The organism is Epilithonimonas hominis, from assembly GCF_003730015.1.
GTDB classification, from domain to species: domain Bacteria; phylum Bacteroidota; class Bacteroidia; order Flavobacteriales; family Weeksellaceae; genus Epilithonimonas; species Epilithonimonas hominis.
On the sequence record NZ_RJTU01000071.1, the window covers coordinates 75116 to 88067 of the forward strand.

A 12952-nucleotide genomic window follows, 5' to 3' on the forward strand; every position below is an offset into this window, starting at 1 on the left:
TAAAATAGCAATTATTCTTTTCTGTATTCTTTCGGATTTTCCGTATGTTTTTCTTCTGCATGTTTTTCGTCATCAAATAATATTCTGACGGCTGGTGATTCATCGTCCTCAAACTGACCCTTTCTAGCCCCGATTATAAAAATAATCAGAAAGATGACAGCTAATGAAACACTGCAGATTATCATTAAATATAGAATCTCCATTACAGCTACAAATTTACAATAAAACAGTTCCCAAATTTAGTTAAAATTGCTGACTTTGGTCAGAAGGGAGTATTTTAGGATAATTTATAATGACTCTAAATAAATTTATTAGAGGTTTATTTTAAAATATTTCGAACTCCTAATCCATGTGGAAAGTGTAGTAAACGTGACCACGGTAATGGAACTAATAGGCATAAAAATCGCTGCAAATAGTGGATGCATTTTACCCGATATAGCAAACCCGACTCCGATGATATTGTAACATAAACTGATTATAAATGTGATTTTTACAATCGCTATGGCATCTTTAGAGAGTTTCAGAAATTTGTCCAATTCCGGAATTCTCTCACCATTCATAATCACGTCAGAAGCTGGTGTGAAAGAGTTGCTGTCATCCGCAATTGCAATCCCAACATTGCTCTGTTTAAGAGCACCTGCGTCATTGAGTCCGTCGCCTAGCATAGCTACGTTTTTCCCGTTTTCCTGAAGTTGTTTTATGTAGTCCAATTTGTTTTCAGGGCTTTGATTGAATTTCATTTCCGAAACGTTCGGAATCAGTTTTTCAAGAATTGGCTTTTCCGAAGAATTATCGCCACTCAGGATATTGATGCTGTAGTTTCTAAGATTCACAAAAAGTTGACCGAGCTTATTTCGGTATTCATTCTTAAAGATGAATTTTCCGATGAATTCATTGTTTTTACTAATATACACAGCAGTTTCAAGGTTTTGGGATTCCTGCCCGGTAAATTTTGCTGAACCTATTTTGTAAGTAATTCCTCTGACTTTTCCTTGGTAGCCTTTTCCGGAAATCTCTTCAAAATCCTCTGCTTCAAAATAGTCGTCATTCACTTTCAGAAACTCATAGAGTGACTTGGAAAGTGGATGGTTAGAATTCTTCAGTAATGACTTTATATTTTTAAGGTCAGACTCTTGGATTTCGCTTCCTGTGTAATGGATGTTTGTCTTTTTATTCTCGGTAATTGTCCCTGTTTTGTCAAAAACAAGTGTGTCAATTTTAGCCAGTCTTTCAATGGTTAGTGTGTCCTTTACATAAAATTTATTTCGGCCAAGTATTCTCATAATATGACCGAAAGTAAACGGTGCAGATAATGCCAGAGCACAAGGACAGGCTACTATCAGAATTGCGGAAATCACCTGAAACATCTTCTCCATATCGATTCTTGACCAATAGATTCCGGCAATCAAAGTTATTCCTAATATGATGAATGTGAAATACTTACTTATTGTATTGGTCATCGTGTCCAGTCCGGTTTCGAATTTTTTAAATGCTTCTTTATTCCAAAGCTGCGTCAGGTAACTCTGGTCTACACTTTTTATAACTTCGAGTTCTAGAATAGACCCTGATTGTTTTCCGCCGGCAAATATTTTGTCGCCGGTTTTTTTGGAAATATGAGCAGATTCTCCCGTAATAAAGCTGTTGTCTATGTTTCCTTCGCCTTTAATCAAAATGGAATCTACAGGAATGATTTCCTGATTTCGCACCATAATTCTGTCGCCCACAGCTAAGTCGGATAACAAAATGTTTTCCTGTTTTCCATCAAAATCAACTTTGGTAACGGCAATCGGATAGAACGATTTGTAATCTCTGTCGTAGGATAATGAATTGTAGGTTCTTTTTTGGAACGTTTTCCCAAGCAACATAAAGAACAATAGACCGCAAAGGGTGTCGAAATATCCTGGGCCATAATCTGTTACCACTTCATATACGCTTCTGCCGTAAAGTACGAAGATGCCAAGGACAATTGGTACGTCAATATTAACAATTTTGTTTTTTAGTCCGTACCACGCAGATTTGTAATAGTCAGAAGCAGAATAAAACACAACGGGCGTCGCTAGTAAAAACATAATGAGCCTGAACAGGTTTTTATAAGAATGAAGCCAAACATCATTGCCTGATATATACTCGGGGAAGCTAAAAAACATACCGTTTCCGAAGGCAAATCCAGCGACAGCCAGCTTAATAAGTAAACTTTTGTCAAGTTTGTCTTGCTTTTTATCTGCTGTTTCCAGGTTTATCACTGGTTTGTAACCGAGGTTTGTCAGGAATTTGGCAAGCTCACTTAATTTTAATTCCTCATCCTTAAAAGATACTTGAAGCGTTTTTCTTGTAAAATTGACCTGAGAATATTTAATGTTTTTATTGATGGTATGAAGGCTTTCCAAAAGCCAGATACAAGATGAGCAGTGGATTACCGGGATTTTGAAAGTAACAAGCGTTGTTCCGCCTTCAGAAAAATCAACAACTTTTGAAAAGACTTCCGGTGTATCCAAATAGTCGAATTGCGCATTGTTTTCATTGTTGGGACGCACACCAGAACTTTTATTAATGTTATAAAAATTCTCCAGGTTATGCATATTCAGAATTTCGTAAACCGATTGACAGCCATTGCAACAAAAAAGTTTATCGTCGAAAAGGATTTGGTCTTTGTCGATTTTCTGACCGCAGTGAAAGCATTGTTCTGCCATTAAAAAACTCTCAGATGTTTGGATTGCAAAATTACGGCAAAAATCCTTGTAGGTCGTGTTAAAAAATCTTATTTTTGCTGATAAATGTCATAGGTATGTCTCTTGAACAACAATTAGTTATAGAACAGAATTTCTCAAAAGCATTTCACAAAGATTCTTTACGCGCAAATCTCTCTCAAGAAGATTTTGAAGTTTATGAAAAAGCACTGAAGATACTGGAATTTTCCAAAGGGGAAACGGTTTTCGAAGATGGTGAGTCACCAAAAGGGGTGTATTTTATAGAAAACGGAACTGCAAAACTGTCAAAATCAGGTGTTTATGGTAAAGATCAGATTCTTCGATTCTGCAAAGAGAATGATTTGATAGGTTACCGTTCGTTGCTTTCTGGTGAAAATTTTCAGGCTAAAGCTGAAGCAATGACGCCTATGAAAGTTCAGTTTCTACCTTCGGATGTTTTTCTTAAATTATTAAAGTTAGATCCGAAATTGTCTTACGCAATGCTTCAGAAAATTGCTTATGAATTGGGCGAATCTGCAAATACAGTAACATTTCTCGCTCAGAAAACTGTGCGTGAAAGACTGGCAGAAATTCTGGTTTTGCTAGAGCAAAAATTGGGAACAGATCCGGAAGGATTCATAAAAATCTCTTTGACCAGAGAAGAAATCGCCAACCTAATTGGAACAGCTACAGAAAGCGCCATCCGATTAATCTCCGAATTCAAACAAGATGATTTGATTTCTGTAGAAGGTAGAAATATCAAAATCCTTAACAGAGAAAAATTAATCAAATTGGGTCACGTGGTTATATAAACGATAAAAGATAAGTGATGGTTGATTTCAATCATCATTTTCATTTTCAATCATTTTATAACTTATAATTTATCATTAATAATTCTTATGTCTGTACATTCTGAAATTAAAAAAATCACGACTGAAACCTTACGAAAAATGAAATTCGATAAGGAAAAGATTACCATGCTGACGGCTTACGATTTTACAACTGCGAAAATGGTTGACGCAGGTGGTGTTGATTCAATTCTAATTGGAGATTCTGCCGCGAACGTAATGGCCGGTCACGAAACCACTTTGCCTATTACACTAGATCAAATGATCTATCATACACAATGTGTTGTTCGTGGTGTAGAAAGAGCTTTGGTTGTGGCAGATTTACCTTTCGGAACGTATCAGAGTAATCCAGAGAAAGCTTTGGATTCTGCAGTGAGAATGATGAAAGAAGGTGGCGCCCACGCCATTAAAATCGAAGGTGGAAAAGAGATTGAAGAATCGATTAGAAAAATCGTGAATGCAGGAATTCCGGTTTGTGGACATCTTGGTTTGACACCTCAAAGTATCTATCAATTCGGAACTTATAAAGTAAGAGCTAAAGAAGATGCGGAAGCTGAGAAATTAATTTCTGATTGTAAATTATTGGAAGAATTAGGATGTTTCGCTGTTGTTTTGGAAAAAATTCCTGCAGCGCTTGCCAAAAAAGCTTCGGAAAGTATTTCTATTCCTACTATTGGAATTGGAGCTGGACCAGATTGTGACGGGCAGGTTTTGGTTTACCACGATATGGTTGGGATGAATCAAGGTTTTTCTCCAAAATTCTTGAGAAGATATCTTGACCTTTATACAGAAATTACAGGAGCAGTTTCTCAGTATGTGAAAGATGTGAAAAGCTCAGAATTTCCAAATGACAAAGAAAGCTATTAAACTTTTAATAATTTTATTTGGATTCCTATTTCTATTTTCCTGCACATCGCAGAAAATGAAGTATGGAACGAGAACTGAGATTCACGATAAAGCTGATTCCTTACAATCACTAGCCAGAATCAAATATATCAAGAGTTTGGATGATTCTGATTTCAAGGCTGGGAAATTTGATAATGGAAAAGTAGCTGTGAATTATCGTTTTCTGAAACCACAAACAATTGAAAAGAATAAAAAATATCCATTGGTTTTGGTCTTTCACGGCTCTGGTGCAATTGGTACAAACAATACTTCTCAAATGGGTGTTTTGTCCAAAATGTGGCTTCTTCCGGAAAATAGAAAACAATATCCTGTTTATGTTTTGTCTCCACAATTTCCAATTCGTTCGTCTAATTATCATCTCGATGAAAGCAGAAATGTAAAAGTTTCTAAGTCTAATGAACATCTGGATTTGGTCTTAAAATCAATAGATTCTTTAGTCATTAATGAAAATATTGACCAAGACAGAATCTACGTAATGGGATTTTCTATGGGCGGTGCGACGACTTCTAATGCGATTTCCAAAAGACCAGATCTGTTTGCAGCTGCCATTAATATTTCCGGAATTTCTCAGTTTGATAAAATGGACGAACTCACGAAAATGCCAATTTGGATTGTTCACGGAAGTCTGGATACGGATAATTTTCCTCACAGCAACTTCAAGTTTTTTGACGAAATGAAGTACAAAGGCAAAGTTTTTCTTTGGGAATATAAAGACAAATATCACAACAATATTCTTTCGGCAGAGCTCTTAGACGAGATTCCGAAATGGCTACTAAAACAACATCAATAATGTCTCAAAGTTTTTCTGAATCACAAATCGTCTACGAAGATAATCATATGATGGTCATCAACAAAAAAGCCGGACAATTGGTTCAGGGCGATAAAACCGGTGACTTATCTTTGCTTGAATTGATTAAAGACTTTATCAAAAAAAGAGACGATAAACCGGGCAATGTTTTTCTTGGTTTGGTTCATAGAATTGACAGACCAACTTCTGGTTTGATTATTTATGCAAAAACTTCCAAAGCGCTTTCTAGATTGACTCAAATGGTAAAGAACCGTGAAGTTAAAAAAACGTATTGGGCCGTTGTAGGAAAAGAAATGATTCCCAATTCTCAAAGATTGGTTCATTACCTTAAAAAAAATGAGAAAAATAACAAAGCGATTGTCTATCCAAAAGCAACCGATGGCGCAAAAGAATCGATTTTGACTTATAATTTGATTAAATCCTTAGATAATTATCTTTTGCTGGAAGTGGATTTGGAAACAGGAAGACATCATCAGATTCGTGCGCAACTTTCTAAAATCGGAGTTCCAATCAAAGGTGATTTGAAATACGGAAGTCCGCGTTCTAACCAAGATGGAGGAATTTCCCTTCACGCCAGAAAATTAGAATTTACTCATCCAGTTACCAAGGAGAATATACAAATCATAGCACCAGTTCCGCAGAATGATGCGGTTTGGAGAGCTTGTGAAGATTAATGATTAATCACAAACTCGTGGAAATTTTCTTTCGTGATGATTTTCTCAATTTCTGGTTTATAGGTTTCTGAAAAATTCTTTGGGATTTTTGCCTTTTTTCGATCATTCCATTTGAATTCATAAGCATAGAATTTTCCCTCAGCTTCTTCCAGATAATCAATTTCCTGTTGTGCGTGCGTTCTCCAGAAGTAGGTTTTCAAGTTTTTCAAATGATAAGAATTGGTTTTCATTCTTTCTGAAATCAAGAAATTTTCCCAGAGTTTTCCCACATCATCCCGAAGATTGAGTGGATTGAAGTTGTTCAAAATCGCATTCCGGATGCCGTTGTCGTAGAAGTAAATTTTCTTGCCTTTTTTGATTTCGTTTCTTAGGTTTCGGTTAAAACCATCCAATCTGAAAATAATGAACGATTGCTCCAGAAGCTTGATGTATTTTTCAACGGTCAAATTATCTATCCCAATCAATTGAGAAAGCTCGTTGTAGGACACTTCATTGCCCATTTGCAAAGCAAGAGCGGTGAGCAATTTTTCCAATTTTTCTGGTTTTTGGATGTTTTCCCATTGCAAAACGTCTTTGTAAAGATAACTTTCCGAGAGATTTTTCAAACGTTCAATTTCATCGCCGGGATTAGTTACAATCTCAGGATAATAGCCGAAAACCAAACGATGCTCCAGTAATCTGCGTTCTTCCAGAAAACCGTTTTGATTCGTCATTTCTTCAAAAGACAAAGGAAATAACTGATATTCCCATTTTCGTCCGGTTAAAGGTTCATTGATTTTATTCGCCAAATCAAAAGACGAAGATCCTGTGGCGATGACTTTCACATTTTTAATTTGATCGGTAATCAATTTAATGATAATTCCAATATTTTCGATTCTCTGAGCTTCATCAATAATCAAAGTTTTCGCAGTTCCTATCAAAGTTTTCAAAAAATCCGAAGTTGGATTTTGCAAAATATTCCGGATGTCGCTTTGGTCGCCGTTCCAATAGACGATGGGTTTTTCAAATTGCTCTTTCATCAGCTCCATCAACGTACTTTTTCCAACTTGTCTGGGTCCGCAAAGAATAATGGCTTTTCCATCTTTCAGACGTTTTTCTATATTTTTACCGAGCAATCTTTCAATCATAATTCGGAATTTTTCGATTTCATTCACAAATTTAATATAAATTTTTCGATTCCATTCGTGTTTTTAATATGAATTTTTCGATTTTACATTAAAAAATCCTTCCAAATAGAAATTCTGGAAGGATTAAAAGAATAAATCTTCTTAAATTTTATTGACCTTGATTCAAAACGCCGCCGTTGGAATCCGAAGCGTTATTTTTTATAAGATTAGGATCTTCTTTGGCTAATTTATTTTTGGTCGGAATTTTATAATTGAAAGAAATTCCGAATTTTCGGGTGTCGTTTTTGCTTGATAAAAGTACAGGACTCAAATCGTTTGGCGGAACAGAGTTGAAATAATTCTTATTCTGATTAAAAATATCATCTGCATAAAGCGAAACCGTAAGACGATCATTCATGAATTTTTTAGTCAAATTAATATCAAAAGATTGATTGAAAGGTTTGATAGCTTCAAAATAGAAATAATTTCCTTTGGTAATATGGCGGTAATTGGCTGTGAATTTGATGTCTTTTGGCAAAATAATCTGTGCCATTCCTCCAAAAACCCAGAATCCTTTGTTGTCCAGATCCGGAATTTCGTGTTTTTGATAATTGGTGTATAAATACAGAAAATTAATTTTATCCGGATTAAAATCAAACTTCAGCATCTCTTTCAGACTTTTGGTAAAAACCATAAAAGGAACCGGAATTCCCGCATTGAAGCTGTGTATTCTCATTTTTGGGATGTTGATATTGGTGTTTGTAATCAACAGATCTTTTCTACCCACTTGTTGCGCAATATTGTTGTCGGAATAGCTGATGCTGTAGCTAAAAAAGGCATAATCAAAAGCCGAAATTTTGACCTCGAAGTTATCAAAAATGGTAGGTTGCAAATATGGATTTCCACTATAGTTAATGTTTTGATTATTGAAAATCGTATTGTTTGGATTGAGGAAAGAAATGTTTGGAAGGTTAATTTTCTTGTTATAATTCAAACCAAAATAGACATTTTTCATGAAATTATATTGCACGCTTGCATTCGGGAAAATCCGGAATTGATTGAACGGAACAAGATTTTTTTCTACAACAGCATTATTTTGCCAAATTCTCGTAATTCCGCTGATGTCATAGTTCTCTGCTCTGGCTCCTAGAATGAAATCGAATTTCTTTAGCTTAGATTGCAATTCTGCGTACATAGAAGAAGTTTGCCTTTGATAATCTAAATTTGTAATGATTTTATTATCGGTGTCAAAACTCAGTTTTTCATATAGGCCTCCAACGCTTATTTTACCTTCGTCCAAAATTTTCAAAGGCTGGGAAAAATCCACCTTGAAGCTGTAAACATTTTGATTGGAAGCATTGGCAATATTGTTAACAGGATTGATGAAGCTTTTTTGAGCAAAATCTGTATTGTAATTGTTATAATTTAATTGGAAATCCAGCTTTTTGTTTTTGTCATCAAAGCGTTTTTGATAGGTTAGAGTTGCTTCATTTCTGTTGACTAATGTATTGGCAAAATCCTCGGAATTAATTGGCGTAAGAATATTGTTAACCAAGCCAAAACCATTGCTGGAAATGGCGTTGTCATTATTATTTTTATTAAATTCATAGTTTAAAAGCAAACGATCTTCTCCCAAATCAAAAGTCATTGCGGCATTGGCAAAATAGCCTCTTCCAATTCTATCTGTAATGGTTTTTGAGAAATCATCCATCGTGCTCCATTGCGCACTTTCCCGATAGTTTTGTCCAAAATTAACTTGCCAACCAAAGTATTTGTTTCTGGCATTCAGACTGAGACTGTTCACAGTTCTGTTTCGGAATTTGTCATAATTGGTAAACGCATAGCTTCCGCTATAAGTTGCAGTAAGATAGCTTTTTGCGTTTTTGCTGGTAATGATATTAAGAATAGCGCCGCCGGAAGTTGCCGGAAATTCTGCGCCAGGTTGCGTGATGATTTCGATTCTTTCTATAGAATTTGCGGGCATTCCATCGAGAAAAGCAGTCAGCTCGTTGCTGGAGATATTCAGCGGTCGTCCATCCATGAAAACATCCAGCAATTTTCCCTGATACATCATTCCGGCAATATCTGTTGAAACCAAACCGGGAAGTTTTTTCAAGCCTTCCATCAATGTTCCGGAGTTGAGATTGGGTTGTTCAGAAAAGTCGAAAATCGTTCTGTCCGCCTTTTGTTCAACGGCTTTCTTCGTTTTGGTAATGGTTACTGTCTCAATTTGTTTTTCCTTGTTGTCTGTTTCTTTTTTAGGAGTTTCCTGGGCAAAGTAGATTTGACTTAGAAATAGAGCAGAGATTGGAATGATAGATTTTAACTTCATAGATTGTATTATCAATTAATTAGACTTTCAAATCATTCTTTTGTTACAAGTTGAATCCATTATAAAAATTTTTAACACTTTTAAGGTAAAAAAAAATCTCTGCCGTCATATTCATATGGAGTCGCTATCTTTACAGCCAATGGCCGAAAAAAAATCTGTATCGATTACGGAAGTCGTGAAAAATTACGGTTCCCAGCTCTTGCGCTTTATCAGTTCTAAAGTGGCAAAGACGGAAGATGCGGAGGATATTCTGCAGGAAGTTTGGTTTCAAACCAGCCGATTGACTAACTTAAACGAGATAGAAAATGTTGGCGCTTGGTTGTATTCAGTTACCCGAAACAAAATCATCGACAGTTACAGAAAAAAGAAAACCGAATCTCTGGAAGATTTTGCTTATCAGGATGAAGATGGCGATCTGAATGTGAAAGACATTCTTTTGGCTGATGATAGATATAGTCCGGAACTTAGTGTTTTCAAAGAAATGTTTTGGAACGAGCTGATGAAAGCTTTGGATGAATTACCAGAAAAGCAAAGGCGAGTTTACATCCAAAACGAACTCGAAGATAAAACCCTACAGGAAATTGCAGAGGAAGAAGGCGAAAACATCAAAACCATTATCAGTAGAAAATCTTATGCGGTAAAACACTTGCGAAAAAAACTGCAAGCGCTATATAAGGATTTGAACGATTAAACTATATAGAAGTGAAAATTTTAAAGTTCATTTTGACAATTAAAAATAATAAGTAAAAACAAATGAAACGTAATAAAAAGAAATTTTGGTTGATTTTCCCGTTTGTTATTGCGGCAATGGGATTATTTATTTGGTTTTTCCAATGGCTTTGGAATATCCTTTTGCCAGAGATATTAGGTGTAAAAGCCATTAGTTATTGGCAGGCTTTCGGGATTTTGTTATTATCGAAAATTTTATTCGGAGGTTTTAATGGGAAGAAATTCGGGAGAAGAAATCATTTCGAAGGGCGTGATGATTTGCGAGCAGGTTGGAAACAAAAATTCGAATCCAGATTTTGCGGCAGTGAAGAAGAGCGGGAAGAATTCAAAAAACGATGGAAAGAAAAGTTTGAATCCCGATTTTGCGGAACAGAAGATGAAAAAGAAAAGTTCAAAGAAATGTGGAATCCGAAATCCGAATAGAAGTTTTGGAATCCAGATTTTGAGCTAAAAGACAATAATGCATAAAATAAAAATTCTCACAAACTTTGTGAGAATTTTTTTGCAATTAAAAGTTAAATTTTCAACCTTGTTTTTCCATTTTCTTAATGAGATTAAGTGCAGAACCAGCTTTAAACCATTCGATTTGTCCAGCATTGTAGGTATGGTTAGCTTTAATAATATCTTTAGTTCCATCAGCGTGAACAAACTCTAATGTCAAAGGTTTACTTGGCGCAAATTGATCCAGATCTAGGAAATTAATGATGTCATCTTCCTGGATTTTATCATAGTCATCCTTGTTGTCAAATGTCAAGGCCAGCATTCCTTGTTTCTTAAGGTTTGTTTCGTGGATACGGGCAAAAGATTTTACCAAAACAGCTCTCACGCCAAGATGTCTTGGTTCCATCGCAGCGTGTTCTCTGGAAGAACCTTCACCGTAATTCTCATCGCCTACAACAATGGTTGGAATTTCTGCAGCTTTATATTGTCTTGCAGAATCTGGAACTGGTTTATATTGCCCGTCCAATTGATTTTTAACTTTGTTGGTTTCCATATTGAAAGCATTGACAGCGCCAATTAGCATATTGTTGGAAATGTTGTCAAGGTGTCCGCGATATTTCAGCCAAGGGCCAGCCATAGAGATATGGTCAGTCGTACATTTTCCGTATACTTTGATGAGTAATCTTGCGCCGGTAATATTGAGTCCGTCCCAAGCTGGGAATTCTTCTAATAACTGAAGTCTGTCAGATTCTGGCGAAACAATAACTTCTACATTAGAACCATCTTCCGCCGGCGCAATATAACCCGGGTCGTCCACATCAAATCCTAATCTTGGTAAATCATCTCCGCTTGGTTCGTCAAGAAGAACTTCTATTCCGTCCTTATTTTTAAGTTTATCTGTTAAAGGGTTGAATCTCAAATCTCCTGCAATTGCCATCGCGGTTACCAATTCCGGAGAACCTACGAAAGCATAGGTGTTCGGGTTTCCATCTGCTCTTTTTGAGAAGTTTCTGTTGAAAGAGTGAACAATTGTATTTTTCTCTTGTTTTTCAGCGCCTTCGCGAGCCCATTGTCCGATACAAGGTCCGCAAGCATTCGCAAAAACTCTACCTCCAATTTCGTCAAAAGTTTTTAAGAAACCATCTCTTTCTACCGTAAACCTCACTTGTTCTGAACCTGGAGTAATGGTATATTCTGCTTTGACGTCAAGGTTTTTATCTTTAGCTTGTTTAGCAACAGAAGCAGCTCTTGCTATATCTTCGTAAGATGAATTGGTACAAGAACCAATTAAGCCAACTTCAATTTTTGTAGGCCAGCCGTTTTTCTCTGCAATTTCTTTCATTTTAGAAATCGGAGTATAAAGGTCAGGTGTGAAAGGTCCGTTCAGTGCTGGTTCTAGTTCACTTAAATTGATTTCAATAAGCTGGTCATAATATTTTTCAGGTTCTGCGTGAACTTCTGGGTCAGCTTTCAAAACGTGAGCAATTGCATCTGCTGCATCAGCCAAATCTTCTCTATCTGTTGAACGAAGATATTTGCTCATATTTTGGTCGTACTCAAAAATAGAAGTGGTTGCGCCGATTTCTGCGCCCATATTACAAATCGTTCCTTTTCCAGTACAAGACAATGAATTCGCACCTTCTCCGAAATATTCTACAATCGCACCAGTTCCACCTTTTACAGTAAGAATTCCTGCAACTTTTAGAATGATATCTTTTGGAGCAGTCCAGCCATTAAGTTTTCCAGTTAATTTAACACCAATCATTTTTGGGAATTTCAGTTCCCACGCCATTCCTGCCATTACGTCTACAGCATCTGCGCCACCAACTCCGATCGCCACCATTCCAAGTCCACCAGCATTTACAGTATGAGAATCGGTTCCAATCATCATTCCGCCTGGAAAAGCATAATTTTCTAAAACTACTTGGTGGATAATTCCCGCTCCTGCTTTCCAAAACCCAATGCCGTATTTGTTGGAAACGGATTCTAAAAACTGATAAACTTCGTTATTTTTGTTATTAGCATCTACCAAATCAGTTGCAGATCCAACTCTTGCTTGAATCAAATGATCTAGGTGAACTGTTGAAGGAACAGCGACTTTTTTCTTTCCTGCTTGCATAAATTGTAAAAGCGCCATCTGCGCCGTCGCATCCTGCATTGCCACTCTATCCGGAGCAAAGTCTACATAAGATTCTCCTCTTTTAAATGCTTCTTTTGTCTGTGAAGAAAAAAGGTGAGCACAAAGAATTTTTTCGGAATAAGTAAGAGGTCTTCCCATAAAAGCTCTTGCTTCGTTTACTCTGTTTTCGAAATCAGAATAAACTTTTTTGATCATATCCAAGTCAAAAGTCATATCTCGATATTTTTTATTTTTATTAATCCCGCTTTTTAAAGTAAAGCAGGAGATTTTAAATCATTATC

General features: G+C 36.2%; 11 protein-coding genes. 6 read left to right on the plus strand and 5 right to left on the minus strand.

Annotated features, from left to right (window positions below; translation table 11 throughout):
- Window positions 1–11: 11 nt before the first annotated feature.
- Window positions 12–203, minus strand: coding sequence for a cbb3-type cytochrome oxidase assembly protein CcoS (ccoS, locus tag EGH73_RS11365; protein WP_089770429.1), 192 nt, complete (start codon window positions 201–203; stop codon window positions 12–14).
- A 108-nt stretch (window positions 204–311) separates the two neighbouring features.
- Window positions 312–2690, minus strand: coding sequence for a heavy metal translocating P-type ATPase (locus EGH73_RS11370; protein ID WP_123281932.1), 2379 nt, complete (start codon window positions 2688–2690; stop codon window positions 312–314).
- A gap of 95 nt (window positions 2691–2785) precedes the next feature.
- Between EGH73_RS11370 and EGH73_RS11375 the strand changes: the two genes are divergently transcribed.
- The 4 genes from EGH73_RS11375 (at window position 2786) to EGH73_RS11390 (ending at window position 5923) form a co-directional block, all read left to right on the plus strand.
- Window positions 2786–3499, plus strand: coding sequence for a Crp/Fnr family transcriptional regulator (locus EGH73_RS11375; protein ID WP_123281933.1), 714 nt, complete (start codon window positions 2786–2788; stop codon window positions 3497–3499).
- Between the two features lie 87 nt (window positions 3500–3586).
- A complete protein-coding gene (gene panB, locus EGH73_RS11380; protein ID WP_123281934.1) occupies window positions 3587–4402 on the plus strand; it encodes a 3-methyl-2-oxobutanoate hydroxymethyltransferase in 816 nt (271 codons plus the stop codon).
- Between the two features lie 55 nt (window positions 4403–4457).
- Window positions 4458–5231 carry a carboxylesterase family protein gene (locus tag EGH73_RS11385; protein WP_184808103.1) on the plus strand — a complete coding sequence of 258 codons (774 nt, stop codon included), beginning with the start codon at window positions 4458–4460 and terminating at the stop codon, window positions 5229–5231.
- Window positions 5207–5923, plus strand: a complete 717-nt coding sequence (locus EGH73_RS11390) for an RluA family pseudouridine synthase (RefSeq protein WP_245985514.1) — start codon at window positions 5207–5209, stop codon at window positions 5921–5923. The genes EGH73_RS11385 and EGH73_RS11390 overlap by 25 nt, the downstream gene beginning before the upstream one ends.
- Here EGH73_RS11390 and EGH73_RS11395 read toward each other — a convergent pair.
- Together EGH73_RS11395 and EGH73_RS11400 are read right to left on the minus strand one after the other, a co-directional pair.
- The gene (locus tag EGH73_RS11395) at window positions 5920–7050 is read right to left on the minus strand and encodes an ATP-binding protein (RefSeq protein WP_123281937.1); all 1131 of its coding nucleotides are present in this window, start codon (window positions 7048–7050) and stop codon (window positions 5920–5922) included. The genes EGH73_RS11390 and EGH73_RS11395 overlap by 4 nt on opposite strands.
- Before the next feature lie 148 nt (window positions 7051–7198).
- Window positions 7199–9361, minus strand: coding sequence for an outer membrane beta-barrel protein (locus tag EGH73_RS11400; RefSeq protein WP_123281938.1), 2163 nt, complete (start codon window positions 9359–9361; stop codon window positions 7199–7201).
- A gap of 139 nt (window positions 9362–9500) precedes the next feature.
- Between EGH73_RS11400 and EGH73_RS11405 the strand changes: the two genes are divergently transcribed.
- Both EGH73_RS11405 and EGH73_RS11410 read left to right on the plus strand, forming a co-directional pair.
- On the plus strand, window positions 9501–10052 hold the full coding sequence (locus EGH73_RS11405) for an RNA polymerase sigma factor (RefSeq protein WP_245985515.1): 552 nt from the start codon (window positions 9501–9503) through the stop codon (window positions 10050–10052).
- A 62-nt stretch (window positions 10053–10114) separates the two neighbouring features.
- Window positions 10115–10513, plus strand: coding sequence for a hypothetical protein (locus tag EGH73_RS11410; protein WP_089770423.1), 399 nt, complete (start codon window positions 10115–10117; stop codon window positions 10511–10513).
- Between the two features lie 100 nt (window positions 10514–10613).
- Here EGH73_RS11410 and EGH73_RS11415 read toward each other — a convergent pair whose 3' ends face one another.
- The gene (locus tag EGH73_RS11415; protein WP_123281940.1) at window positions 10614–12884 is read right to left on the minus strand and encodes an aconitate hydratase; all 2271 of its coding nucleotides are present in this window, start codon (window positions 12882–12884) and stop codon (window positions 10614–10616) included.
- Between the last annotated feature and the right edge of the window lie 68 nt (window positions 12885–12952).